This is a genomic window from Paenibacillus koleovorans NBRC 103111 (assembly GCF_004000845.1).
Lineage (GTDB): Bacteria > Bacillota > Bacilli > Paenibacillales > NBRC-103111 > Paenibacillus_AA > Paenibacillus_AA koleovorans.
Genome location: NZ_BIMA01000019.1, coordinates 43,203 through 69,705, shown reverse-complemented (window position 1 = coordinate 69,705; position 26,503 = coordinate 43,203). Strand labels below are relative to the sequence as shown.

Below are 26,503 nucleotides of genomic sequence, written 5' to 3'. Positions count from 1 at the left end.
CAGGAGATAACGAGAATGGTGGGGAAAGACATGAGGGAACTATTAACCGCCTTCGCAAACGACTATGCGCTTCGAATGGAGGACGTGCAAGACGAAGGGGATGAAAGAGTCAGTATTAATAACCCAATGGTCTTTCTTTTCCTGGGCGACAAGGCGGCGGATGCATTGGCTGCCGTACATCAATTGAATTCACGCAAATGGCTGAACAGTGCAGGCGTAGTCTATCTGCACCTTCATTCCGGCACAACGGTGGAACGTGACAACATCTACAGCTTGAAGATGGATGCCGTCACGAATGCCGGACTAGCTGAGCGGCCTGAGGCCCATCGCCAATTCTTGTTGAATGAGGATAAGCTCTTCGAGCTGAATGTCCTTCTGCGCAGAATGAACATTAAGATCGCCGAGTACGGGAGAATGTACCCCACACTGCAACGTCTTCAAATATCGGTTGTCACGATGCTGGACGACCCAGTCAATATTTTGGCGCCTGAATTAACGGTGTTGTGTCAGAGCATCTTCAGCAAAACCTTCCGTCTCGTTCAAGCGGATTTATATGCGCTTACCGAAGATGCCGGGGACGAAGACGGCTTCGGACACTCCTCCTCTCTTAGCATTGCCTTCTTGCAAGAGCTTGACCGGCTGCAGCGCCGTGACTATACAATGCACGCAGACTTGGAGGTAACCAAGGAGCACATCAAGCTACCGTGCAAGCATGGTCCCGCCCCTCTGTTCGAGCTCGTATACATCCTTGGGGACAGGGATGAACGGGGGATCGTATCCAAGCAAGGAGCCGCAGCCAACCATGAGCTGGTCTGCCATCTCAATCTGCTTAAGAATCAAGATTCGCTGCGAGAAGTGAATCCGGAGCATAATCCATACAATAACCAGCAGTTCAAGCAGAATCTGATTGTTCGCGACGACGGGACTGGGAATTGCTTTGTCTCTGCCGGTTACGCCCAAGTTCGTAGGCCCAATCAGGCCATTGCCTTGACAGTGCTGAGTCAATTTAACGGACATCTGTTGGAACGCCTGCAGGAAAACAGTCAAGTCCCTTCAAGAGATATCATGGAGATGCTTGGGCTGGATCTTTCCCAGATGGAGCGAAGAGTTCGCGCGCTGTTCCCGGAGAGGGAGCAATTGATCCGAGACATGTACGGCATTATGCATGAACCGGTCTCCTATCAGCAATTAAAAAAGGCACCGATGCAGCAAGCCGAGGAAGACCTGTACGGAACGGCGGCCAAAGACTTTTTCGATCATGTAATAAACCAATCCTGTGAAGGGTTTGAGGAATGGGAGCTCGAAGATCAAATTCGTAGCAGGGCGCAGGATCAGATTTTGAAGCATCCGCTCTATGGATCCTATAGCTTGTTCGAATGGACCCGTGGAGATTACAAGCAAGGTCCCATCCCTACACTTCTGGAATGGACGAAGCAGGTGAGTGGACAGATCGAGCGGATCAAGGCGGAGCTGGGTCTGCTGACGCAAGAACGAGTGGATCTGGAGCACAGCCAGAGATTTTCCTTACTGAACTGGTTCAACAAGAAGTCCATAATCAAGGCTTATACGCATCAATTATTGAATAAGACTTATAGCTTGAAGTACGAGCTGGCTGTCCAGGAGCTCCTTCATACCCTGCTAAGAACATATTCGGATACACTCGAGAAGCTTCGGCAGCAGGCCGAAGTGCATGTGAAGCAACTGAACGGACTGCAAAGAATACTCCACGAGCTAGGCAGAATCAGCAGATCGGAAACGAACGATTACTTGGGAAGGAATATCAATGAATATTATGAAAAAGTAGTTCGAACTGTGGTGGAAGAATGGGAGAAACGCAAGGGAAAGCAATGTCTCTTCGATGAGCGGGTCTTCGGTACGATCACCCATCTACTTGAGCAAGGCGAAGAGTTGTTCGTGCGGCGCCTGCTCGAAGTAGCGAACATTGAAGTGTTCACCCACCGTCTCTTCCAGGCGTCTTTCGAGCAAGAGCTTTTGGAGAGAGCGAACACGACCATAAGTTATGAGAGCGAGGGAGCGGTGACAAAACAGGAACTGTTCCGCGACTTGTTCGATACCTTGGAGAAGGAAGCGGCGATTCGCTTGGACGTCTACCGATCTTCCAACTCCAACCGCTATGAGGAAAAGTATTTTATTGGCGACAGCCGAAGCGATTTCCTACAATATGCATTCAGAGCCGATCAGGCTGGCCGCTCCTGCAAGATTGGAGTTGTGAGCGAACGGAAACGCAGCGGGGTGGAGAAGCTCAACCTAATGGGCGGTTTCCGTCTGCAGGATACGATGTTCTATCGAAACGCCAAGCCCTATTACGATCAATATCTGGCTAATGGTTACCAATTCCATCAAGATGCGTTTACCGAGAAAATAGATTTGTCTCTGATTCGGGAAGGGGAGGCAGGGTAATGCGTCGTGAGTGGAATGTATTTTTGCTAGTAGGCAGCTTAGCGGGAGGCTTTCTAGGGTTCGTGGCCGGTGAATGGCTGCTTCGTGCCTATGAAGGAAGCTGGCATGAGACGCTCCTTATGGGCGTGTATTTTGGCATTTTAGCCTTCGCAACCGCTTCGTTTTGTTTATTGGCGGAAATCATCTCACCCGATTTGAACGGGGCGTCGTGGCGGCATCGTTATCTGCGAGACGCCTTGAAGTGGACCATTCCAGCCTCTCTTATTTTGCTGTTCGTGGCCGGCGCCGTCCTGCAGTTCATCTACGGCCTCTCCTTTGGTCAAGACCGTGGCCCTGCCAGAGACTATGCGTTGGCCATCGATATTTCCGGAAGCATGAATACTACCGATCCGAATCGTCGCAGCATGCAAGCTGCCCAAGGCTTGATAGGGCGGATGGATACGGACAAGCGGGTATCGGTCGTGCTCTTCAATCAGGCTCCGCAACTGCTCCAACCGCTTGTCCAATTGAGCGACGAGGAAATTCGGGGGAAGGTCACCGCCGTTCTGAAGACTCCTGTCAACCCTGATGGCGGGACTGATATCGGACAGGCTTTAACCTTCACCGGGGAGCATCTCAAGGATCGTCGAGAATCGGATCGTCGAAGTGCCGTCATACTCATTTCCGATGGCTTCAGCCAGATGGATATGGGTACCGTTCTAGCCCCTTACCGAGATGAGAAGATCGAGGTCCACACGGTTGGGATGATGGTGGATGGGAATGAGGGAACGGAGCTCCTGAAGCAGATCGCCAACAAGACAGGGGGCCGATTCTATCCTGTTGCGAATGCCGATCAACTTGTTGATGTGTTCATGGCGATCTACAGCGATGATCAGGCAAGACATCTTGTAGGTGAGAGGACAGGGTACGACGTAGAGAGTGCTTTCTATGCAAGTATGCGAACGCTGTTTATTTCAATAATCGGCCTTTTGATGGGGCTGTCGCTCGGTATCATTTTCGACAATAAGCATTTGGCCAAGCGATTCATGATTGGCGGTGCCGTAGTCGGACTGGCGGCAGGCCTGGTGCTAGAAATCGGGTTGCGCGTGACTGTAGAGCCTGCCTTGTACAGAGGCATAGCCGACATCCTGCTCGCAGTGGTCATGACATTGTCGACTGTAGTGGTCCCTGTACCTCGACCTTCGGCCGCCCCGACCTGGGACTCAAGCAGATCCCGGGAAGGTAGAAGTGCTGAACGGTTCGGTCAGGGGAAGAAATCCGATCAGACCTATAATCATTTCAAGTGAAAGGTGAGACAGGAAGGGGAAGGAACATGGATGCAGTGGAACCGCAGGCCCACACTAGAATTATGAATGCAAAAGGACAACGTCACCAAGGAGAGTGCCTGCTCACTTGGGAGTGGCCGAGGGATATCCAGCATGTTTACGTGTATCCATATAAGCCGGGAGAGGAACTGGCAGTCGAAGAGTTGCTGAGGGAGCATATGAAGCTGGTGACGCGAGAGGAGTATCGCGCCTCGGCGGGATTCCGGGAAAAGTCGGAGTTTATCGGAACCAGGCTATACCGTCTCTTCCCCTGTGTCAAAGAGGAGGGCGGGTTGAAGCTTATCGCTCAACTGGATCAGGACAACCTCGTACAGATAAAGGGAGACCGTGCTCAAATCCGGTATTCCATCCAATACGGTTTTCACTGGTTCGGTAAGCTGAAGCCGGCCCATATCGAGCTGTTCTGTGAAGTGAATGTGCCGAAGGGAGTGCTCTGCTACGCGAAGAAACCAGGCAGCGAGCCGCTCAGCAAGGACGATGGAGTGATGTATATGTTCGGACGGGAATTCCAGCAAGGACGCCAGAAGCTGCCGCAATTCGAGGTGGGGCGAGACGAGTATGTGCGTGTCTTTCTGTCGGACGGCAAGCAATATGGCGACGCTTTTGAATTGATTCGAGAGAAGTGAGGAGATAAAATGCTAGGTCTGATTAAGAAGCTTCTAAGGCCGAAGCCGGAACCTAAGAAGAAGCCGCCCTTTTACAGTATTGTATGTCCTTACTGCTTCCAAAAGTTCGAGCCGGAGGATGTTGTGTTCCGGGCTACGCATACGGACGACGATATGTTCAGCGAAGTGGTCGACACGAAGCTCAGTAATTGGCGGAAACGATACAAAATGGATGAGGTTTATAGACCGGTGGTGATCGATCCCAATACGATTCCGGACGAGAATCGAAAATATTCGGAGAACGTGTTGGTTGGCTTGGTTGATAATGGCGGGGAAACCACCTATCTCCGATTATGCCCCGACTGTCACAATGAATTACCGGTCTCGGCGGGAAAGGTCCCAAGCAACATCATCTCCATTGTAGGGGCTTCCCAGGTGGGAAAATCGGTCTTCATAGCCTCACTGATTCACACATTGGAGAACACAACCGCAGCTAATTTCGATGCTTCCTGTTTGGCAATTATGAACGGCGCACGATTCAAGCAGCGCTTTCTTGAACCGATATTCGACCGAGGTACCATGATTGAAGCCACTAACTCGGTCGAAAAGATGGAACCGTATATGTTCGAGTTTAAATTCAAGGATGAGAGTAAAGAGCCGTTGATGCTGGTGTTCTTCGATGCAGCCGGTGAGGGAATGACCAATCGGGAGTACTTAAGCCTCCAGGCAGCGCATATTAGAAACTCGACAGCTATTCTGTTCCTAGTCGACCCGCTTCAGATCAAGACGATCCGGGAGAAAATCCGGCTGAATCTGGGAGAGGACAAGGGAGAGTTCGCTGGGCGATATGACGAGCCCAAAGATGTCATCTCGAGTCTGTATGAGAATTTCATTGCCCACGAGCCCGGTGGGAAAACGGATATCCCTACGGCTGTCGTGCTTACGAAGAGCGACATGCTTCAGTTTCTAAAAGAGGATAATAGCGACTATATTCAGTCTAACAGCAATGTTTTCCGCACCATAGCGCATAAGGGTTATTTGGACGTGAACGAATTTGAGAACATCAACGGTGAAATTTCCAGGTTCCTAGCTAAGGTAGATGGGCCGTTCAAAAATGCAGTAGATGCGTACTTCTCGAACAAGGCCTTCTTTGCGGTATCTGCATTAGGCTCTAACCCGGACAAAAGTAAGCTAAAGAGTGTGGTGACGCCGATTCGTGTCGATGAGCCGTTCGTCTGGCTGCTGCACAAGCTGGGTTACATTGATCGGGGGGGCGTCTCATGAGCATACGTCAGCATATTTTTACTCGTTGCCGCGAAGGGGTTTTCCGATCCAACGAAGGCCATGATACGATCGCGATGTCGCCTTCCCTAGAGAAGAGATTCGTGGAGTCGGTGCTGCAGTCCTACTGTGTATATCGAGCTCCTCGCAAGCTACTGGAGCACAGGGAGGAGGATGACTCCAAGTTCCCGGATTCCTTGACGGTATTGCCGTCGTCGAACGGGGAGCTTGTAATCGGTCGCAGCATCTATGTAAGCTCTGATTTTACGGGTTCCCGCAGCACGATTTTTGTCCATCAGTTTATCATCCCGGAAAACCGGAAAGAGAAGTTATATCTGGAGCCAGACCGTATCTTTGGAATCCGAAGCTTCAAGAATAAATACGAAATTGGGGACGGAAATGGAAAGGATCTAACCGAGCTTGAGCAGCTTGAGTATGACCATTTGATGCTGGACCCGGATGAGATGCTACGTTTGCTTGGCATCGAACGAACGAGGTTCCTGCAGCTCTTGTATGCGGTTATGTTAGCGATTGGTGGGGGCGGCAAATCGGGTGCCAAACGGAAAGTGTATGTTGCGCTGAAAGTGGACATCAGCGACTGCTCGGAATGGGCAAAGAAGCTATCGGCCATTATATTCAGCTTGCTGCCCTATGCGGTGAGAAGACAGCTAGGAGTCATTACGTATCATAATGAGCCGGAGAGCAAACAGAATATCCAGCTGATGTTCGTAGAGCCGGGAAGCATCGCGCTGGCTGAGCGTAGTGTGGAGCGTGACATGCTGTTCGATTTTAGGGAGAACTTATTCAGAAATGTCGAATTGCCGGGTAATGAACATAACTATCTGGACTTCGTTTGGGACAATCGCAAGGACTCGGGAAAGCTCACAGACTTCTTCGAATTCTGCGAGATGGCATTGGCAGGGTTGGCGGAAGAGAAACGACTGGCTGTAGCAACTTATTATCAACTCTGCGGCCTCTATCTAATCGATCAGGAAAGGTCAAGGTACCGACAAAATAGACCCGGAACGCTGACGCTCCTCTCACAGTTTTTAACAAAGGAAACGATTCAGGCCAAGGGTGAGCTGGAAAATTTCCTGAAAGCCTTGTTAACAGACGATTTGATGAGAAGCCCTGACTTTATTCCGGATTCGGATTACGTTCAAAGCTTGCTCCATAACTTCGGTAAAAGTGAGGCTTTGAATGACTTTTTGTCCACTGCAGTAGCTTTGTGTATCTGCAAGATAAGCGATCGTCACCGCAATGCCTCCGACTCTTTCTGGGTGTTGAAGTCAATCCCAAGACTAGATGAAAAATTTACTTCAGTTATTACCAAGATGATAGAATATTCGCCCGGGGTACTGGAAGCATATGTTATCGCTGAGATTCAAAAAGCTGGAACAGTAAAAGAATTCGGAGAAATAATCGGTTTTTGGTCCCGGCTAAACGAAGAGTTTCTCAACAGGGAGTGGTTTCAGGAAATAATTATTCAAATCGCAAAGAAAGTGGTCGAAAGAGAAAAAAATCCAATTATTGCCGCTAAATCCGTGTTGAACTTAATTGATAAGTATTTCTCAAAGATAGATGATGACAAAGTCGTCGAATACTCACAAGCGATATGTGGAGAATTGTTAATTCGGTTAGATCCATATGCTATGGAATTGGAAAAATGGGAAGAGATAGGATTCTTAGTAAATAGATTTCAGGGGGACCAGGAGCAAGACCTTGGGCAAAAGTTGAGCTTGTTTAGAGCGGTATATAAGGTTTTGTTTAGTGAAAAAGATTCTGACATATTGGATGCATGGGAAAAACTGAATACCCCCCAACAAGCGAAATATATACTACATAGACTATTTCAGAACACTTTGGACGAATCCAAGTTTCATAGACTTACATACGTTTATTATTTTCCAGACTCAGTTAATGAATATGACTATTATAAACTTCTTGACTACGTTAGTGTGCATGGAAGCAAGGACTTGTTAATCAACTTTATTTTGTGGTCTGTGAACAATAGAAAGTTTATGAATTCTGCAACGTACATCCCAGTATTAAAAAAATATTTATTAGACAAGCAACCAAAGTTAATGAGGACAAAGGATTTTAAGAAACAACTAAGAGCTGTTCTAGAGGTTGATGAGTATAAAGAGATTTATAGGCCAAAGAGAAGTAAGTACTTTATCTGGAACAAGAAACAACTTAAATGGATTGCCTTCAGTATTTTAGCTTTGGGGCTCATTGGGGTGAGCGTTGTAATTATCCTTTTGCTCTTTAGTGACTCGAAGGGTAACTCAAAAGTTGAAACAAGGAGTCCGTCTTCAACTATTAAAAGTGAGTAATGAAGAACTGTACTGAGCAAGTAGAGTATGATTGGAGGAAACGACCATGAGCGTAAAGTATAAACTTTACATACTGGGTTGGTTGTTGCTATCACTTCTCACTGGGGTTCCTGAATCTGTCAGGGCCAAGGATCCAACTCCCAAAACGTTCTTGGACGTTCCGTCGGATCATTGGTCATACAGCGCGGTACAGGACATGGTCAAGCGTGGGGTGGTGGACGGGTACCAGGATGGAACGTTCCAGCCTGACAATGAGCTTACGCGAGAGCAATTCGCCAAGCTGTTGACGTTGGGGTTGGACTTGGATCTACCCACGGTAGTCGATCATACGTTCTCCGACGTACAGTGGGACCGATGGTCCATGTACTACGTCGAAGCGGTCAAAGAATATTTGAACGGGTACGATCTAGGAATCGGCAAGCCTTTCTTCGAACCTAGTTCGGTCATAACCCGAGAAGATGTGGCCATCGCGCTGGTCAGAGGAATGGAAATTAACCCGGCCTCCATCTCGAATCCGCAAGCCTTAATTCGGGAAAAGTTTGTCGATGCTGGCGACATATCTCTAGGCAATGAGTCTTACATAGCAGCAGCCATTCAAAACAATCTTCTTTCTGGCTATCCGGATGGCACGTTCAAGCCTAAGGTTGGCTTGAACCGGGCTTCCGCGGCGACCCTGCTTTCTCGGCTTCTGGGCTCCAAGATGGTCCCCGTGATGAAGGAAATCGAGTTAGTGGTGACCATTCCGGAGAAGGTGGAATCGCCGAATATTACTCTATACGGCAAGGCAAGTAAAGAAGTCAAGCTTTATGTGAATGACATCGAGGTCCCCAATTACAGCGGAACCTACGAATTTAAGACAGGGCTGTGGAACGGGGAAGGTGAGTATATATTTGAAGTCAAGGCGGTGAAACCGAACGGCCGTTATAAATCAATTAGCCATTCGGTGGGCTTCGCCTATGCAAAACCTGAATTGACGGTAAGTGCTCCGGATGTGACGAACCATCAATCGGTGGTCATTAGCGGCAAGGTCAAGGACATTAACGATAGCATGCCGACCGTACAGGTGAACAGCCAGAAAATTAACGTAGCCAGCAATGGAGACTGGTCCTATACGTATCCGCTCCAAGAGGGTGCGAACTCTATTCAAGTAACCGCCTCGAATGCGTTTGCCAAAGAGACGGCCGTTCAGAAGCGCATTACATTCAATGTTCCTATGCCGGAATTAAAGGTTGATCCAATTACAGAGACAGTCAACTTTAAGGATTTGACGGTTAAAGGTTCCGTATCGGATCTAAATGATACGCAGACCAGGGTTACATTAAATGGCTCGACGTTGGTAAACGGTGGGAGCTTCCAACAGAAGATCCAACTAAGAGAGGGCATGAACGAGCTGCTTTTTCGCGCTGTCAATCGTCTGGGGAAATCGATGGAAGTGTTGAAAAAGGTCGAATACATAATTAAGCCGCCTGTTTTGACGCTTGAGGTTCCCGAGGTCTTTATTCGAGACAGGGTGGAATACAAAGCAAAGGTGGAAGACTTGTACGGCAAGGATTTGCCGATCTATGTAGACGGGTCCCTCAAGGGTCGAGACACATACACAGGAACATTAAACCTAATCGAGGGAGAGAACGTATTCGTGTTCTCTACTCAAAATTCATTAGGTAAAACAACAATAGAAACCAAGAAAATAACTTATTTGATTGTGCCGCCAAGTCTGAAAATAGATGAAATGCCGGCTACTTCAACCAAGAAAACGATTACGATTAAAGCCAGCGCTACGGACCTATATGACTCCCGCGCAAGCCTGTACTTGAATGACCGATACATGGGGACAGAAAGCTTTACAACTTCCGTAACGCTGTCGGAGGGAGTCAATACTTTTAAAATTCAAGCCAAGAATAGCAAAGGAAAAGTCACACAGGAAATCAAAACGATCTACTATACCCCCTCGGCTCCTATCCTAACAGTAACTCCGATTCCCGAGGTCACCAGTGTCAACTCTATCGCTGTCACCGCACAAGCGATTGATGAGAACGACCAATATCCCCGCATCTATGTAAATGGAAAGGATATTGGCAGCAGAAGCGCTCAAACGACCGTTACGCTGACTGAGGGCGTGAACATCATCGAAGTGAAGGCGAAAAATATTGAAGGGAAGTACTCTCCGATTCAAAATTACACCGTCACTTATCAGATCCCGGCTCCCATTGTTACGGTGGATTGGCCGGAGACCGTAAATACGGCTAGCTTCACCTATACCGCGAAAGCGGTCGATAGCGGCGACAGCAGTCCTGCGATTTACGTGAACGGACGGCAGGAAGGGTATTCACGGATCACAAGAACAGTAACACTCGTACCTGGAGTTAATGTTTTTACAGTTACTTCCAAAAATAAATACGGCAAGTACAGCGAACCCTTTGAATTTAGTGTGACGTATACGCCAAAAAAATAAAATAAATCATAGCTTAACCGAAATCGTCTTAGACGAATCGGTTAAGCATTTTTATTAGGGCAGCAATTCCGCCATTATTGCTTTCATCGCCTTCACGACCGTCTGCCTGCTAGGAAAAGCAAGCAGCAGCACCCTTGAGCTGCTGCCGTTAGAAAAATTGGTTGAACCAGGGCTACTGCTTAAGAAGCGCCCGAATGGTGAACCAGCCGGGAGGGAGCATAGGGAGGTGCAGAAGGTCTATGCCCTTCAGCAGTTGGCGTACGAAAGCTTTTAATGTCCGCCATAGGCTTGGCGTTGTTCCGCCGATCGACATGCACGCATTCCCATAGATAGCTGGGCAGCTTGTGAATCCGATCCGTTATGGTGACCGGGCCGCCCGGCTTGATTTGGCTCAGAGGTATATACTGTACGGTAAAATTTCATAGCGGAATCCTCTCCATGAGGAAGCCTATGAGCTGCCGCCATTGTCCCATACCTGGACGCTCGGCCTCATCAGAGCTCGTCGGGATTGCCCATTTTACCGGACTGGAAGTCCTCGAACGCCTCGATCACTTCCTGCCGGGTGTTCATCACGAACGGGCCATGCTGGAAAATCGGCTCTTGAATCGGCTCGCCGCTCAACACGAAGACGAGTGTATCGTCGGTGCGACCCTCGATCTGAATCTCGCCAGCCTCCGAGCCGAACAGAACGAAGTCGCCGGCCTTCGCCTCCGTGGAGCCGTTAATCGCAGCGCTGCCGCGAAGCACAATTGCACCGGTGTGATAGGTGGAAGGATGCTCGAATCGAGCCACCCCTCCGGCCCGGAAGTCGATGTCGAACAGATGGATCGGAGTAAACGTCTTAGCCGGCCCGGCCACTCCGTTGTACTCCCCTGCAATAATGCGAACACTCCCTCCGCCGTCTGGTAGCTCTACGCGTCCCATGTTTGACTTCAGCAGCTCTTGGTAGCGAGGCGGATGCATTTTGTGAGCTCGAGGTAGGTTGACCCACAGCTGGATAAAATGGAACGTGCCCCCGCGTTTAGCGAACTCTTTCTCATGATACTCCTTATGCAGCAAACCGGAGCCGGCCGTCATCCATTGCACGTCCCCAGGCCCGATAATCCCGTGGTTGCCGTAGCTGTCGTGATGCTCGACAAACCCTTCATAGGCGATCGAGACCGTCTCGAAGCCACGATGAGGATGCGCCCCGACGCCCTTCGGCGTGTTGCTCGGCGGGAAATCATGAGGAGCGGCGTAGTCCAGCAGCAGGAACGGGCTGAAGCGAGTCCCTAGGTTGTTGCCTCCCGGAAAGTAGTTCGAGACGCGGAAACCATCCCCCACCATATGAAAAGGCGCGCCGTGATAGATGCCCTCGATCGATCGGAATGCAGTTGTCATTCGAATCAAGCTCCTCTCAATGAAATCTTAATTTCGTATATCTTAATTTTAAGATAAATCAATTCGGCGCATTTGTCAACCCTTAAACCCCAATTCGGCCTATGCGAAAATAGTTGCATTTTACACCGTCTGAGGATAGAATATAGAACGATTATGAGCATGCGAAAGGGGTGGGCGTATGAAGAAGGAGCTACGGCTGATGATGATGACGATGAGGCCACTCAAGCTTCCTGTACGGCTCGCTCGTTTTGCGATTTCTACTTATAGCATTCCGATAAGACACTGAGGCATTCGTTGCTTCGGTGTTTTTTATTGGACAGAGCCAGAGGAGGATGCAGCCATGACCCGTTATCGTAGAGTGCTGATCAAATTAAGCGGGGGGGCCGTCGCAGGCGGCAGCGAGTTCGGCTTCGAGCCGGAGCGGCTGGACCATATCGCGAATGAAATTTTGTCCGTCGTGGAGATGGGCGTGGAAGTGTCGCTGGTGATCGGCGGGGGCAACATTTTTCGTGGGAATATGGCGGAAGGTTGGGGGATCGAACGAGCGGAGGCCGACAATATCGGCACGCTGGCGACGGTCATCAACAGCCTGATGCTGCGCGGCGTGCTGAAGGCGAAGACGGACAAGGAGGTTCGGGTCATGACGGCGATCCCGCTGGCTACCGTGGCCGAGCCTTACATCCGGCTGCGGGCGATCCACCACTTGGAGAAAGGGTACATCGTCATTTTCGCCGGGGGCAACGGACAGCCTTATGTGACGACAGACTATCCTTCCGTCCAGCGGGCGATTGAAGTGAATTGCGAAGCGCTGCTAGTCGCCAAACAAGGGGTGGACGGTGTCATGAACGCCGATCCCCGTTACGATCCGCATGCCCGGAAGTATAAGTCGCTCCATTACAACGACGTGCTGCAGCAGGACTTGCGCGTGATGGATCAGTCGGCTTTCATTCTTGCGAGGGATTACAAGCTGCCTCTGCATGTGTTCAATTTCGACAAGCCGGGGACGATGAAACAGATCTGTGCGGGGCATAATACCGGTACGTACATTAGCGCGGAGTCGGTTATGGAGCTGGAATAGCGGTTGCACCGTGGGATGGAGCGAGCCTGCCTGATCGGAGTAAAGAATGGTCTAGGCGGGCTTGTACTTTTACAACTATAACCATTCTTCTGTGCAAAGGTTGACGTTGACGTTAATGTTAGATGTAGAGTAAGATAAAAAATTGATCGATCCCATTTGAACAGCAAGGAGGTTGCAGGTGAACAAATACAAAATTGACGATGTGGCCAAGGAATCCGGACTGACGAAGCGGACGATTCGATACTACGAAGAGCTAGGCTTGCTTGAGGCGCCCGAACGGACGGAAGGCGGCATGCGGCTATACACGCGGGAGCATATTGAGCATCTGAAGCAAATCGTAAACGCGCGTGACGTACTTGGCTTTTCGCTGCAGGAGATTCAGGACTTCGTCCGCATTCGCGAGGAGCTGGAAGGGCGCAAGCAAGTGTACGGGCAAACCGTGGAGGATGCTCAGCAGCTGCAGCAGCTGCTGGAGATTCAAACGAGTTTGGACGCCCAGATCCGGATGATCGAGCAGAAGATGGAGAAGATGACGGAATTCCGCCAGGAGCTCGACCGGATCTATACCCGAGTCACCGACGGCATCAAGAAATTTACACCATGAGAAAGGACTTTCAGACATTATGCAATCCGCAGCACAGAAACTAGAAATCCAGGAGCCGTTGCACGGGGAGGCGACCCAAAAACAAAGCATGTTCGACCAGCCGACCGCCGTCTGGGCGATTGCATTCGCGAGCATCATTGCATTTATGGGGCTCGGTTTGGTCGACCCGATCCTGCCAGCGATCGCGCACAAGCTGCATGCTTCGCACTCCGACGTGACCTTGTTGTTTCACCAGCTATAATGCTGTGATGGCGGTGGCTATGCTTGTTTCCGGCGTGATTTCGTCTCGGCTCGGTATCAAATGGACGCTGCTCACCGGGATCGTTATTATTGCCGTATTCTCCGCGCTAGGCGGCATGTCCGACAGCATCTGAGGGCTTGTGTGGCTGCGCGGCGGCTTGGGGCTTGGCAATGCTTTGTTCGTAGCGACGGCGCTGTCTGCGATTGTGTCCTTGTCCCGGTCGGGTGTGGCGCAATCGATTATTTTGTTCGAGACCGCAGTAGGGTTAGGAATTTCCGTCGGGCCGCTGCTTGGCGGCGAGCTTGGCGCGATTTCTTGGCGGGGGCCGTTTTACGGCGTAGCTGCGCTGATGGTGGTCGCGTTCTTCTTGATCCTGTTCATGATGCCCAAGCCGAAGGCGGCGGTCAAGCGGCAAGGGACTTCGCTGCTGGATCCTTTCCGCGCTTTGAAACACCGTGCTTTGCGTGTGTTTGGGATCACGGCGTTCCTATATAACTTCGGCTTCTTCACACTGCTCGTCTATGCGGCACTTGTGCTGGGGCAGCTGGGGCTGGACGAGCATGGGCTCGGGTATGTGTTCCTCGGCGCGCTTCATCGGAGGCGCAATCGCGCCTTACTTGGCCGGGAAGCTGGCCGAATGGTTCAATCCGCATGTGCCGTTTCTCGTAGGCGGCGTGTTCGTTGTGCTCTCGGTTATTTATCTGTGGTTAAACCGCAAGCATCTGGCGCACATCGATCAGGCGGCTGTGCATTAATTTGGGAGAAGAGGAGTGAGGGCCTTGCCTCATCTATTGGTTAGAGGAATACCCGCAGACCGATTGAAGACAGTCGCGAAGCCTTTGGTGGCGGAATTGGCGTCTATTTGCAGCTGCGGCACGGATAATTTCATGCTGGAATGTCTGCTCACGACATCCATCGTAGATGGAGAAATCGCGGCAAGCTATCCGTTCATCGAGGTCGGTTGGTTCGAGCGCGGCCAAGAGACGAGAGACCGGTTCGCTCGGGCCGTTGCGGACCATGTGCAGGCTCTCGGCGTGCCGGAGTTCGAAATCGCGTTCCGCGTTTACGAGGAGCGAAGCTACTATGTGAACGGCGAGCCGATCGTTTCTATTTCTCAATCCAGTCCACTCAATTAGCGAGGCGAATCGCCTTAATTAAACGGCTCATCTCGGCGAGATGAGCCTTTTGGCGTTCATTGCTCTAAGGAGCGGTATCCGCGAAGGCGCCTTCAGCTCCTCAAGCCCGGTTACGTAAGGCCAGAATCCGAGTGCAAGCGACTGACTTTAGAAATATTTTCTATTGTATCTTGCAAACTACTAAGCAAGCATGTAAACTATGAGAACTAAGACACCAAAATGATCATCAATTATACAATATGAAATATTGTAAACAATAGGGCACTTAACGGAGAAAACATGAATAAGCAAACAAGCAAATGGATACAGTCGAGCGCTTTGATTGACCTCATCGAGGACATTAAGCAACAGCTCCACTTGATAAATCATTGCCTTCCCCATGAAAAACGACCGTACGTTGATTTAGACTTACCCAAACATATACAAGCATTATGGGAGTCGATCCACCAATTCAGGATGACATACTTCCCAGAAGAAAGTGATCTCTACTACAAGTCGCTGCAAAAGGTAGCTGGCCATTGTTTTGCTTATAGAGAATCCTTTTTGTCATCAACTGTTACTCACGAGGCTGTTATCAAGGAATACTTGGTCCTTCGAAGGAAAGTTAGCGGTCTAGAAAAGGACATCGTTAAGCAGTTTTATTACTGGGATACAGGCATCCATTCAAAGCGAATTCTAGCGATTCCAAGAGCTGCTGTGGTAAGAGGAAAAAGTGAAATTACGATTCGACGTTACATAAAAGGAAAAAAAGTACGAGCTTATAAGTTGATAAAAATTTGGTGGGTACCGATCGAGGAAGTAATCAATAAGGGAGGTAGAGAGAAATGATGCTACGAGAATCGGACGAAGAAAAACAGAAAGTGCGTCTTCTACTAGAAGCGATCTATAGTGATTTGGAAACAGAGTCTGCCGAAGATGCGCTCAAATATGCTGGACAACTGGTGGAATTAACTAAGATGCGAATCAAGGCAAAAAGCGGTTGGCTCCCGGACGTACCTTTTGGAGCCCCTGGTAAGTTCAGAATTATTCGACAATGCGTGTACAATGTAAACTTTTCGCCTGTTGTTGGATCGGAGCAGGATCTAACTCGCCCAGCTGTTATCGTACGAACCAGTGGAGGTAATACGGTCATGGTCATTCCATTGACGGACGAGCAGTATGGTAACAAGCTGTATTTTAACGTTGACTTAGAGAGACCATTCGATCCCCGAGTAAACAGTACAGCTTTAGTGGAACAAACGCAAGTGGTCGATAAGAGACGAATAGTCAGCCCGTATAGAATTAAGGGTCAGACCGCTCGAGTGGACGACACGGATATGCTGCGAATCCTCAGCGCATTGGCTCAGCTAACGAGCATGAATCTCGATGAAATCGCCGAATATCGCATTCGAGTGGTTGCTACTCAGGGAATTAAGACAGCAATGGATCAAGCCGCTTCGACCGACAAGACGATGGGATCATGACAAAAGCCGCCTTGAAGGGCGGCTTTTGGAAGTAAAGAGATTGACGCAGGGTTGTTTCCCTACGGAAAATTGGGTTACACTTAGTATAACTCTTCCTGCTTAGTGATGCAATTTAGTCCGCTAAAGTTCCGCGGTCCGATTTGGAACGTATTAGGCACCTGCGAATAGATTACGATAAGTATTACCTGGACAGAACCACATATATTCAAGCGCAAGTGCTGGCTTTACACAAATGAGCTGCTGCAACTGACAAAGCGCTAACGCTCGATCGGTCCGGTGTAGACCGCTTCGAAGTCGCTGCCCTTCAAGGCCCCGAGCTTGCGCAGGTCGTCATCGTTCCACTGCGGGCTGGGAGCGCCGCTCAAGTACAGGCTGCTGCCGTTGTCCGCGACGATCATGCCGTACTTCTGGAGCGCCCGCAGAATCGCCTGGTTCGTCGGCGAGTAGCCGGAGATGTCGAAGTCGGCCTTCAGGCGGAGCCGCAATCCCATCGGCGGCAAGATCGGGTCGGAGCTGCTCGAGGCATAGTGCGTCGCCGGGGCGATGAAGCCTTTCTGCGTCTTGCTGACCGTGAAGCGCAGCGCATGGTTGATCTCGCCGGCGGCGGCTTCCTCGTAGCGGACGAGTCCCGGGAAGACCGGCAGCCCTGCCGCGTCGGCGGATGTCCAGCGCTTCGGCCGAAGCGCGTTCGAGGTCAGGTCCCAGCGGGCGCCGCTCGACGCTTCCCAGCCGCCGTTCGCGGCCGGGCGTGCGTTGAACAGCTCGTACAGCTGCAGGTTGTCCTTGTCGACGACGATCACATGGCGATCGCCGTCGCCGTTCGGCCCGCCCTCGATCGGCGCGTCTGCCGGAATCGGGTAAGGGCCGGGGTCGCTCTCGTCGCCGTAGTCGGTGAAGGCGATGTTCACTTTCGGCTGATCGCCGCCCACTACCGTGTAGGGAATGCCGTTCGGCGCGCCGTCCCAGACGGTGCCGAAGTCGGCATGCAGCCGTGTAGACAGCCCAATGGAGGCGATGAACTTGTCGGAGTCCGGATGCACCGGGAGACCGCTGATCTCCATGTTCCACGGATTATCCGCCGGGAACACCTGCAGCCGAGTCGAGCCGACGGGCGATCCGCCGTTCGCGGGCGGCGAAGGCGTTGGCGTAGCAGTCGGCGCGAGTGTCGGTGTAGGCAGCCCGACCGGGCGCTCGCCTACGAAGATCGAGCTCGTGGCGTCGTCCCAGCCGACCGGCTTGCCCAGCGCCTCCGTCAAGAAGCGCAGCGGCACGTAGGTCGTATCCTTGTATAAGAAGCCTTGCTGCTCCGGCGGCGGCTCCTTCCGCACCCCGTCGAAATAGTACTTCAACTCGCGGAAATACACCTCGATCCCAGTCGCTCCGCCGGCCGCATAAGACAGCCCCGAGAAAAACACCGCCCCGCAGGCGAAGCCGATCATGCCGCTCTGCCAGCGGCTTGGCTTTTTTCCTTTTCTCATCCAATACCACTTCCTTCTTCATAATGACTTCAGCTTGTCCAGCTTGTCCTGTCCCCCTCATTGTAGCGATCGCTCAACCGGGCGGCTATAGTTCATCCCGCTCAATTCCTTACACACAAACAACCTCCACCCTGAGATAGGGGGAGGCTATTAGCTGTTGCTCGCTTACTCGGCGGCAGGCGGTTGGGCTTGCGATTGGGCTGGCTTCACGACAACCTTCCATGCTTGGCCAATTGGCGGCAGGCTGCGAGTCAGGCGAGGGCCGTAGAAGCCGATCACTTCCGCTCCTTTGACAACAGCGCTCTTGTCGATCGCCGCGCCGTTCGGAGCTACGAATAGAGTGTTCTCCCCGAGTGTAAGCACCACTTCGTCCGGCGTCTGCTCGTCAAGGCCTTGTCCTTGGATCAGGATGCTGGCTGAGCCGGAGTCGCCGGTGCGCACTTCTTCGATGGTGCCGGCTGTGCCGATCATCCCGGCTTGCAGTGCGGCATCGGCAACGGTGATGCGGTATGCAGCCGTCTGAGGCGGAAGGCTCATCGTCGAAATGATCGAGTGCTCGACATCGACGGTCAAGCCGGGATGCAGGTCGCTAAGCGCCAGCTTCGCCCCAGCCTTGGATTCGACGAGCGTTTCCGGGCCTACATTGAGGACGATTCCATCGGTACCGGCGCCTTGAATGTGCACGGAAGAGGAACGCTCGCCGATGCGAATCGAAGTGATGACGCCCTTCGCTTCCACGGATTTCCTCTGCTCCTGGAGCGAGACGGATACCGAACCGTCCTTCGTTTCCACGGAACCGTGCAGGATGCGTCCCACGAACGAAGCCGGCACGAACAGCTTGCTGTCCACCAGGGCAGGCGCCGTGCCCAGCGTGACGTACATTTTATTGACCGTGTAGCGATCCTGGCCCGTCGTGACGGTCGTGAACACGTTGTCCTTCGACAGGTCGACCGAATAAGTAACCGGGTTCCATTCCAGGGTAAAGCCGAGCTTCTCGGCGACGGCGCGCAGCGGCAGCATCGGCTCTTGTGCGCCATCGGCGTGATAGCCGGCTACCTCGACCGCTTGCCCATTCACCTGTACCGTAACTTGCTGAGACGGCAGTGGAGCCGAGATCGGCAGGATGATCGGTGCGGAGATCGGAACCGCAATAGGAGCAGAAATCGGAACCGCAATGGGCGCCGAGATCGGCACGGCCTGCACGGGTGCTGGAGGCTGGTCCGCGTAGGCCGCCACCGGGGCGATCATGGACGTGACGGTCGCGAGAACGATCAAGCTTCTTTTCATAGTATGGGTCATCAGGAATCTTCCTCTCTATGTATGTAGCAAGGTTGCCTCCTTTTAAACGAGAGTAAGTGCTGGAAGGTTGCAAGCGGAATGGAGGGGATTTACACGATCTTCATGGCCATTTTACATTGCAATAACCTTCCCAACTTGGCATCAAGTTAGACTGGTACCAGATTCGAAGCCATAAGGAGGATGCCAGGATGCAGCCTATTCACCAGCCTGAGTCATCAGCGAGACTGTCCGGCGAACCGACCGTACATGCGAGCGCTTCTGTAGTCAACAGCCATGCCGGTGCTTGGACGTCGATCGGTCCCGGGAACAAAATCATAGAATCCACAATCGGTGACTACACGTACACGATGGATGAAGTCACGATGAATTATTGCGAGGTAGGCAAGTTCACTTCGATCGCATCGCACGTATGCCTGAATCCGGTTCAGCATCCGATGGACCGGGTGACGCAGCACCATATGACATACCGGAGGGCCGGATTCGGATTCGCCGCAACCGATGACGAAGAGATCTTCGACTGGCGGCGCGATAACCGCGTCACGATCGGGCATGACGTCTGGATCGGTCATGGAGCGATCGTGATGAAAGGAGTTCGAGTGGGCCACGGAGCGGTCATCGGGTCGGGGTCAGTCGTGACGAAGGATGTCGAGCCTTACACGGTCGTAGTGGGCGTGCCGGCCAGGCCGATCAAGGTGAGGTTTCCCGCCGAGACGGCGGCCAAGCTGCTGCAGATCGCCTGGTGGGATTGGCCGAGAGAGGTGCTGGAGGAACGGTTTTTCGAGCTGAGCGATGTGGAGACCTTCATTCAGAAGTACGGGGGCTGAGCGAGGATGTCCGAGGAACAGGATATTATGGATCACCTGATCGCCGCGATCCAGGCGGGTCAGTACGAGCCCGAAGACAAGCTGCTGTCCGAGAACGACTTGGCCGAGCAGTTCCGCGTCCCCCGCATCACGGCGAGGAAAGCTTACGAGCGGCTGCAGGAGATGGGCTACATCTACTCCAAGCAAGGCCGGGGCAGCTTCGTGAAGGACCGCCACCAGCGCATTCCGCTGCTGCTATCCGCGAGCGAGAGCTTCAGCAAGAAGATGCTGGAGCTGGGCTACGACTATCAGTCCAGAAACGTATTCTGCGAGCCGATAGAGTATAATCGCAAAATTTTCAAGGCGCTCGGTGTAGAAGAGACGGATCGGGTGTTCAAAATCGGCAGGCTCCGCATGGTGTCGCGCCAGCCGATCGCGCTTCATATTTCTTACGTAGCGGAAGTGTTGTTCCAGGACATCGAGCAGGTAGGCCGGGACATCACATCGATGTACGAATTCTACAAAAGCAGAGGCTTCACGGAGCTTGGCGGCCCTGCGCAGACGCTGCTCAGCATCTCGTTCCCGACCAAGTACGAGCGATCGCTGTTGGCCTGCTCCAGCCTGATCCCCTTGCTCGTGCTGGAATCGGCTTGCGAGGACCTGCGTACGGGGAAGACGCTGGAGTTCACGAGAACCCTCTATCGCGGTGACTATTTCACATATGAGGTATAGAAATCCATCAGGGAGGCTCGGCATGAAACGGAAGCAGCGAACGGAGATTTTGATAGACGGCGCGCCTGACATCGCCGCCGCGTTGGCGCAAGAAATTGAAGGCCGATACGAAGTAACTACTCTCGAAACACCCAACCACGGACTGGTCATGGTCAAGGTCCGAGAGACGGCTCAGAACAGCTTGTTCTATTTGGGCGAAACGCTGGTGACCGAATGCAAGGTCCGGATCGCCGGACATACGGGTGTCGGCTTGCTGAGCGGGGATCGGCCCGAGATGGCGTACCGGCTCGCGGTGATCGACGCTGCGTACGAGGCGCAGCTCGAGGAGACGGCTGCTTGGACGGCGGTATTGCAGGCCGAGTCGGAGCGGTTGCAGGCGGAGCGGCATGTACTCGAGGAGCCGATCCGCAAGACGAAGGTCCAGTTCGAGACGATGGACACCGAGTAGAGAGGAGTGCAAGCGATGAAGCTGGATTTCGTGCACGACATACAGACGTCGTATCGGAAAGTCGTACAAGCGATGGCAAGGCCGGGGTTGGTGGTCGACCTGGCGGAGGAGGCAGGCAAGCTGGAGCCGGAAGGCGGCTGTTACCCGACTACAATGCTGCTCGCGCATATGCTGCTCGATACCGAAGTGACCTTCAAGGTCGTCTCGGGCGAGGAAGCGGCCGTGATGACGCAGTTCCTGAATCAGACGACGTATGCGAGGGCGGTCGAGACAGAGAAGGCGGACTATGTCTTCGTCCTGCGCGACGCCGTGCCGGAGGATGTCCTGCATACGTTGCGGAACGCCAAGATAGGCAAACTGGCCGACCCGCACCACTCGGCTACCGTCATCATTGAGGTGGAGTCGATTAGCGAGGCACAAGGTCATGGTCGAGGGCTCCGGCTCAGAGGCCCGGGCATTCAGACCGCCAGCTATGTGCAGTTGGAGCCGCAGCCGGATTGGGTCGAGCTGCGGGCGGAGCGCAATGTCGAATTTCCGCTCGGACTTGATCTGCTGTTCATGGATGCCGAGCATCGCCTGTTCGCGCTGCCGCGTACGACTCAGGTTGAGAGAGAGGAGGCGGGCGTGTGGCTTACGTAGCGGTGAAAGGCGGGACGGCTGCGATCGAGGAGTCGCTCCGACTGCTCCAGTACGAGCGGGTTCGCCAAGGCGTCGTCCTGGACGTCCGGTCGATTGAAGGCGGTCTGCGCGGTTTGATCGATCAGGTCATGTCGGAGAGCAGCCTATATAGCGAGACGCTGGCCGCGCTGGCGATCAAACAAGCCGAAGGCAACCCGGAGGAGGCGGTGTTCCTGCTGCGGGCCTACCGCTCGACGTTGCCGAGGAAACATTATTCCCGCACGGTCGTTTCGGGAGACATGCGGGTGGAGCGGCGTATCTCGGCCAGCTTCAAGGACATTCCCGGCGGCCAGCTGCTGGGCGCCACGACCGATTACAGCCACCGCCTGCTCGATTTCGAGCTGGCGGAGGAGAGCGAAGCGTCCGTCCGAGAGTGGCTTCTCGCTTTTGAACGGGACACCCGGGAGGCTGCCTATGCCGGCGCCGGCGGCGACCGACAGGCTGCCGAGTCGCTAGCCAGGATTCCGAAGGTGCTGGACTACTTGCGGCAGGAAGGGCTGCTGCCCGAATGCCCGCTCGATTCGCGGGAGCCGGACGATGTGACGCGCTCGAGCCTGACGTTCCCGGCGAGCCGCAGCCAGAAGCTGCAGGTGCTGACGCGAGGGCAGACAGGAGCGGTTACTTCGATGGCCTATGCGGTCATTCGCGGCTACGGCATGGTTCATCCGACGGTAGGGGAGCTGCGCGTCGGCCGGCTGCCGGTTTATGTGGACAGCCCGACACGCCCCTCGGACGACGAGGAGGAGGCGTACTACATCGGCGATTTGAAGGCAACCGAGGTCGAGATGCTCATCCCGGCTATGGTGGAGAAGGAGCGCGGCAGGAAGGAGCTTCAGTTCGATTTCGGCTATGGCCTCTGCTTCGGGCAGAACGAGACGAAGGCGATTGCGATGAGCATTCTGGACAAAAGTCTGGAGCGCGGCGATAAGACGGTGCCGACCGAGAACGAGGAATTCGTGCTCTTCCATATCGATTCCGTGGAGTCGACCGGGTTCATCTCCCACTTGAAAATGCCGCACTACGTTACGTTCCAATCGAAGCTGAACGACGTGAGGAAGACGAGACAGGCGAATCCGAAGCCGCAAGAGGAGGGCGTACCGGCATGCGACTAAACTACAACTTCGCCTTCTTCGACGAAGGCTCCAAGCGGGAAATTCGCCGCGCGACGCTCAAGGCGATTGCCGTCCCCGGCTACCAGGTGCCGTTCGCCTCACGGGAAATGCCGATCGGCCGCGGCTGGGGAACCGGCGGGCTGCAGCTGACGCTGTCCCTCATCGGGAAGCGCGACGTGCTGAAGGTCATTGACCAAGGCTCGGACGAATCGGTCAACGCCGTCAGCATCAAGAAGCTCATCCACAAGACGACCGGCGTCGAGACGGTAGACGAGACAACCGAAGCTACTCTGATTCAGTCGCGTCACCGCATCCCGGAAGTTCCGCTTCGTCCGGACCAGATACTGGTGCTGCAGGTGCCGATGCCGGAGCCGCTGCGCATGTACGAGCCGAGCGAGCGAGAGACGAAGAAGCTGCACGGGGAGAACGAATACAGCGGGGAGTGGCTCATGCTGTTCGAGCAGATCATGAAGTACCGCGGGATGACGACCGGCGCCGATCACCCGGTGCTCGTGCATGACCGCTATGTGATGGCGCCGAGCCCGATCCCGAAGTTCGACAATCCGAAGTTGCACGAGTCGGAAGCGCTGATCCTGCTGGGTGCCGGGCGGGAGAAAAAGATTTATGCAGTGCCGCCCTACACCCGCGTCGTGTCGCTGGCTTTCGAGGATGTGCCGTTCGAAGCGGAGACGTTCCAAGGCAAGGCGTGCAAGCTGTGCGGAGCGGAGGATACGTTCCTGGACGAACTCTTCGATCAGGAGGCGGAGGGGACGTACTACCAATGCAACGATACGAGCTACTGCCTGAGTCGGTTGAACGGTTCGGAGGGGAGGGTCGGCCATGCGTAAGGAGACGGCTCCGGTATTGTCCGTGAGGAACATGAGCAAACAATTCGGCGGCGGCTGCGAGAGGTGTGCCAACCCGGACACTCGCGTGCTGGACAAAAACTATTGCCCGGACTGCGGCACCGTATACTCGTGCCAGGGACTTACGTTCGACCTGTATCCCGGCGAGGTGCTCGGTATTGTGGGTGAAAGCGGCAGCGGCAAGTCTACGATGATGCGATGCGTCTACTTCGACGAGGAGGTCACGGGAGGCGAAGCCTACATCCGAACTTACAAAGGCGGTTCCGTCAATTTGTTCGAGGAGTCCCAGCAGCAGAAGCGGTACATCCGCAACCACCTGATGGGCAAAGTGTACCAGAACCCTATGCTAGGCTTGCGCATGGAGTTTACGTCGATCGGCAACATCGCCGAGAAAATGATCGCCGCGGGAAGCCGCAACGTGCAGGCGATGGAAGCCCGGGGACGCGAGCTGCTCGAGCGGGTGCACATTCCGCTGTTCCGGATGAAGGAAGCGCCCAAGCTTTTCTCAGGCGGCATGCAGCAGCGGGTGCAGATCGCCAAGGCGCTCTCCAATCAACCGTCCATCCTGCTGCTCGATGAGGTGACGACGGGGCTGGACTTGTCGGTTCAAGCCAACGTGCTGGACTTAATCAAGCAGCTGCAGCGGGAGCTCGGCATCAGCATGCTGCTCGTCTCGCACGATCTCGGCGTCATTCGTATGCTCGCCGACCGGACGATGGTGATGCTGGACGGCCGTATTGTGGAGCAAGGACTGACCGATCAAATACTCGAGGACCCGCAGCATGCCTATACGCAGCAGCTCGTGCAGTCCTTGCTCTAAATCCTAGGAAGAGACGGAGGCAATTCCATGTATCTGATTACCAACGGGCGCATCGTTACGGAAGAAACCGTATTGGAAGGATTCGATCTCCTCGTTGCGGGGGACCGGATCGAGCGGATCGGCCTGCGGGGCGAAATTCCGGTCACCGCGCAGACCCAGATCATCGATGCCCGAGGCGGCATTGTCTCTCCCGGCTTCATCGATATCCATTCCGATTACATCGAGCATATGTCGGGGCCGAGGCCGACCTCGCTGTTCGACTTCCGGCTGAGCTTGCGGGAGACCGAGCGGGAGCTTATCACACACGGCATTACGACGATGTATCACTCGCTCTCGATTTTCAAATCCGCCGATTACAAATATCGTCCGATCCGGGAGCCGGAGAACGTGAAGAAGATGGTCGACCTCATCGACGAGTTTCACAACAGCCGGCATCTGCTGCGCCACCGATTCCACGCACGGTTCGAGATCGACAACATCGACGAGATCGACAACCTCAAACAATTTATCGTCGAGAAAAAGGTGCACTTGATTTCCTTCATGGATCATACGCCGGGCCAAGGGCAGTACCGCGACCTGGAGGTGTATCGCAAGGCGATTCAGGGGTATCAAGACTACAGCGAAGGCCAAATCGAAGAGATCATCGCCGCTCATCAGGTGAAGCCGAAGCTGACCGTGGAAGGCATTCGCGAGATCGCCCGGCTGGCGCAGGAGCACCAGATCGCCATCGCCTCGCATGACGACGATTCGGTCGAGAAGCTGGAGCTCGTCCAGAGCTTCGGCACCGCCATAAGCGAATTCCCGATCACGCTGGAGATCGCCTGCCAAGCCAAAGCGATGGGAATGGCCACGATTGCGGGAGCGCCGAACATCATCCTGGGCGGCTCGCACAGCGGCAACCTATCCGCGGAGGAAGCGATCAGTCACGGCTGCATCGATATTCTATGCAGCGACTACTACCCGGCGGCTCTGCTGCATGCAGTGTTCCATCTGGTCGATCGAGGCCGACTGGAGCTGACGGAGGCGATTCGGATGGTGACGATTCATCCGGCGAGGGCCGTGAAGATCGACGCGGAGGTGGGCTCCATCCAGGAAGGCAAAAAGGCCGATCTGATCGTCATCGAGCAGTTGGAGGACGACTTCCCCGCCGTTACTGCGGTAATCGTGGACGGTCGGCTTATTCAGAAGACGGAGTATCGAATCTAAGAGGAGGAGGAGGGAGGAGGAGCCCATGCAAGCGATTTTATCGATCCAGAAGCTGTCCAAGTCGTTCATGCTCCATCAGAAGAACAAGCGCATCCGGGCGATCGAGGACGTCAGCCTCACCCTGCATGAGGGGGAATTCATCGGCATCACAGGCAAGAGCGGCAGCGGCAAGTCCACCGTCCTGAAATGCATCCACCGCACTTATTTGCCGGAAGCGGGCGAGATCTGGTACAACTCCCGCTTGTACGGCCCGATCGATCTGGCCCAGGCATCCGAGCGGATTATGATCGAGCTTCGCCGGGAAGAAATCGGCTACGTATCGCAATTTCTGAACGTAATGCCGCGGACAACCGCCAAGGAGCTGGTGAAGCACGCGATCGTCGAGACCGGCCGGGATGCGGACTACGCCGAGCGGGAGACGGTGCGGATGCTGGAGCATTTCGAGCTCGACCGCGAGCTGTGGGACAGTTATCCAGCTACATTCTCCGGCGGGGAAAAGCTGCGCTTGAACATCGCCCGGGCGATGGCGAAACGTCCCCGGCTGCTGCTGCTCGATGAGCCGACGGCCAGCCTCGACGAGGCTTCCAAGGGCAAGGTCAAGGTGCTGATCGAGCAGCTGATGGGCGAAGGCACGACCATGCTGGGCATTTTTCACGATCTGGAGTTCATGAACCACCTCTGCAGCCGGGAATACCGAATTCGCGATGGCCGCGTTCTGGCTTGAAAGCTGGAGGGCTTG

At 53.6% G+C, this 26,503-nt stretch carries 23 protein-coding genes and 1 pseudogene; 21 read left to right on the top strand and 3 right to left on the bottom strand.

Annotation, left to right across the window (positions count from 1 at the left end; genetic code table 11):
- Positions 1 to 30 precede the first annotated feature (30 nt).
- The 6 genes from PKO02S_RS09100 to PKO02S_RS09075 are packed head-to-tail and all read left to right on the top strand — an operon-like array spanning position 31 to position 10,420.
- A complete protein-coding gene (locus PKO02S_RS09100; protein WP_127581423.1) occupies positions 31 to 2,421 on the top strand; it encodes a hypothetical protein in 2,391 nt (796 codons plus the stop codon).
- Positions 2,421 to 3,707 (top strand): vWA domain-containing protein, encoded by a 1,287-nt coding sequence (locus tag PKO02S_RS09095; protein WP_127581420.1) that lies wholly within the window; start codon positions 2,421 to 2,423, stop codon positions 3,705 to 3,707. The genes PKO02S_RS09100 and PKO02S_RS09095 overlap by 1 nt, the downstream gene beginning before the upstream one ends.
- A 26-nt stretch (positions 3,708 to 3,733) precedes the next feature.
- Positions 3,734 to 4,372, top strand: a complete 639-nt coding sequence (locus tag PKO02S_RS09090; RefSeq protein WP_127581417.1) for a hypothetical protein — start codon at positions 3,734 to 3,736, stop codon at positions 4,370 to 4,372.
- Positions 4,373 to 4,381: 9 nt separating this feature from the next.
- Complete coding sequence (locus PKO02S_RS09085) at positions 4,382 to 5,635, top strand: TRAFAC clade GTPase domain-containing protein (RefSeq protein WP_127581414.1); 1,254 nt, start codon at positions 4,382 to 4,384, stop codon at positions 5,633 to 5,635.
- Positions 5,632 to 7,968 (top strand): GAP1-N2 domain-containing protein, encoded by a 2,337-nt coding sequence (locus PKO02S_RS09080; protein WP_127581411.1) that lies wholly within the window; start codon positions 5,632 to 5,634, stop codon positions 7,966 to 7,968. The genes PKO02S_RS09085 and PKO02S_RS09080 overlap by 4 nt, the downstream gene beginning before the upstream one ends.
- Positions 7,969 to 8,014: 46 nt before the next feature.
- The gene (locus tag PKO02S_RS09075) at positions 8,015 to 10,420 is read left to right on the top strand and encodes an S-layer homology domain-containing protein (RefSeq protein WP_127581408.1); all 2,406 of its coding nucleotides are present in this window, start codon (positions 8,015 to 8,017) and stop codon (positions 10,418 to 10,420) included.
- A 492-nt stretch (positions 10,421 to 10,912) separates the two neighbouring features.
- Here PKO02S_RS09075 and PKO02S_RS09070 read toward each other — a convergent pair whose 3' ends face one another.
- On the bottom strand, positions 10,913 to 11,800 hold the full coding sequence (locus PKO02S_RS09070) for a pirin family protein (protein ID WP_127581405.1): 888 nt from the start codon (positions 11,798 to 11,800) through the stop codon (positions 10,913 to 10,915).
- Positions 11,801 to 12,140: 340 nt separating this feature from the next.
- Between PKO02S_RS09070 and pyrH the strand changes: the two genes are divergently transcribed.
- The 6 genes and pseudogenes from pyrH to PKO02S_RS09040 all read left to right on the top strand — a co-directional run bounded on the left by pyrH (position 12,141) and on the right by PKO02S_RS09040 (position 16,322).
- The gene (gene pyrH, locus PKO02S_RS09065) at positions 12,141 to 12,878 is read left to right on the top strand and encodes a UMP kinase (RefSeq protein ID WP_127581401.1); all 738 of its coding nucleotides are present in this window, start codon (positions 12,141 to 12,143) and stop codon (positions 12,876 to 12,878) included.
- A gap of 178 nt (positions 12,879 to 13,056) precedes the next feature.
- A complete protein-coding gene (locus tag PKO02S_RS09060) occupies positions 13,057 to 13,482 on the top strand; it encodes a MerR family transcriptional regulator (RefSeq protein WP_127581398.1) in 426 nt (141 codons plus the stop codon).
- Positions 13,483 to 13,501: 19 nt separating this feature from the next.
- Positions 13,502 to 14,478 (top strand): annotated as a pseudogene (locus PKO02S_RS09055) (MFS transporter).
- Between the two features lie 24 nt (positions 14,479 to 14,502).
- Positions 14,503 to 14,859, top strand: a complete 357-nt coding sequence (locus PKO02S_RS09050) for a DUF1904 family protein (RefSeq protein WP_127581395.1) — start codon at positions 14,503 to 14,505, stop codon at positions 14,857 to 14,859.
- Between the two features lie 279 nt (positions 14,860 to 15,138).
- The gene (locus PKO02S_RS09045; RefSeq protein ID WP_127581392.1) at positions 15,139 to 15,687 is read left to right on the top strand and encodes a hypothetical protein; all 549 of its coding nucleotides are present in this window, start codon (positions 15,139 to 15,141) and stop codon (positions 15,685 to 15,687) included.
- Positions 15,684 to 16,322, top strand: coding sequence for a type II toxin-antitoxin system PemK/MazF family toxin (locus PKO02S_RS09040; RefSeq protein WP_127581389.1), 639 nt, complete (start codon positions 15,684 to 15,686; stop codon positions 16,320 to 16,322). Before PKO02S_RS09045 ends, PKO02S_RS09040 begins: the two co-directional genes overlap by 4 nt.
- 257 nt (positions 16,323 to 16,579) lie before the next feature.
- On the opposite strand, the gene PKO02S_RS09035 is transcribed toward PKO02S_RS09040, so the two are convergent.
- Both PKO02S_RS09035 and PKO02S_RS09025 read right to left on the bottom strand, forming a co-directional pair.
- On the bottom strand, positions 16,580 to 17,800 hold the full coding sequence (locus tag PKO02S_RS09035; protein WP_246066892.1) for a stalk domain-containing protein: 1,221 nt from the start codon (positions 17,798 to 17,800) through the stop codon (positions 16,580 to 16,582).
- Between the two features lie 165 nt (positions 17,801 to 17,965).
- Entirely contained in the window at positions 17,966 to 19,099 is a 1,134-nt protein-coding gene (locus PKO02S_RS09025; RefSeq protein ID WP_127581386.1) for a copper amine oxidase N-terminal domain-containing protein, read from the bottom strand.
- Between the two features lie 188 nt (positions 19,100 to 19,287).
- Here PKO02S_RS09025 and PKO02S_RS09020 point away from each other — a divergent pair, with 188 nt between their 5' ends.
- From PKO02S_RS09020 to PKO02S_RS08980, 9 genes are read left to right on the top strand one after another with little or no spacing between them, the layout of a single operon-like run.
- A complete protein-coding gene (locus PKO02S_RS09020) occupies positions 19,288 to 19,923 on the top strand; it encodes a DapH/DapD/GlmU-related protein (protein ID WP_127581382.1) in 636 nt (211 codons plus the stop codon).
- A gap of 6 nt (positions 19,924 to 19,929) precedes the next feature.
- Complete coding sequence (locus PKO02S_RS09015) at positions 19,930 to 20,634, top strand: GntR family transcriptional regulator (RefSeq protein ID WP_127581379.1); 705 nt, start codon at positions 19,930 to 19,932, stop codon at positions 20,632 to 20,634.
- A 22-nt stretch (positions 20,635 to 20,656) separates the two neighbouring features.
- Positions 20,657 to 21,082 (top strand): phosphonate C-P lyase system protein PhnG, encoded by a 426-nt coding sequence (gene phnG, locus PKO02S_RS09010; protein ID WP_127581376.1) that lies wholly within the window; start codon positions 20,657 to 20,659, stop codon positions 21,080 to 21,082.
- 15 nt (positions 21,083 to 21,097) lie between these two features.
- Entirely contained in the window at positions 21,098 to 21,721 is a 624-nt protein-coding gene (gene phnH / locus PKO02S_RS09005; protein WP_127581373.1) for a phosphonate C-P lyase system protein PhnH, read from the top strand.
- Entirely contained in the window at positions 21,709 to 22,872 is a 1,164-nt protein-coding gene (locus PKO02S_RS09000) for a carbon-phosphorus lyase complex subunit PhnI (RefSeq protein WP_127581370.1), read from the top strand. Before phnH ends, PKO02S_RS09000 begins: the two co-directional genes overlap by 13 nt.
- The gene (locus tag PKO02S_RS08995) at positions 22,863 to 23,720 is read left to right on the top strand and encodes an alpha-D-ribose 1-methylphosphonate 5-phosphate C-P-lyase PhnJ (protein WP_127581367.1); all 858 of its coding nucleotides are present in this window, start codon (positions 22,863 to 22,865) and stop codon (positions 23,718 to 23,720) included. The genes PKO02S_RS09000 and PKO02S_RS08995 overlap by 10 nt, the downstream gene beginning before the upstream one ends.
- Positions 23,713 to 24,558 carry an ATP-binding cassette domain-containing protein gene (locus tag PKO02S_RS08990; protein WP_127581364.1) on the top strand — a complete coding sequence of 282 codons (846 nt, stop codon included), beginning with the start codon at positions 23,713 to 23,715 and terminating at the stop codon, positions 24,556 to 24,558. The genes PKO02S_RS08995 and PKO02S_RS08990 overlap by 8 nt, the downstream gene beginning before the upstream one ends.
- Positions 24,559 to 24,585: 27 nt before the next feature.
- Positions 24,586 to 25,764, top strand: a complete 1,179-nt coding sequence (gene phnM / locus PKO02S_RS08985) for a phosphonate metabolism protein PhnM (RefSeq protein ID WP_127581361.1) — start codon at positions 24,586 to 24,588, stop codon at positions 25,762 to 25,764.
- A gap of 25 nt (positions 25,765 to 25,789) precedes the next feature.
- Entirely contained in the window at positions 25,790 to 26,488 is a 699-nt protein-coding gene (locus PKO02S_RS08980; protein ID WP_127581358.1) for a phosphonate C-P lyase system protein PhnL, read from the top strand.
- Positions 26,489 to 26,503: the final 15 nt, after the last annotated feature.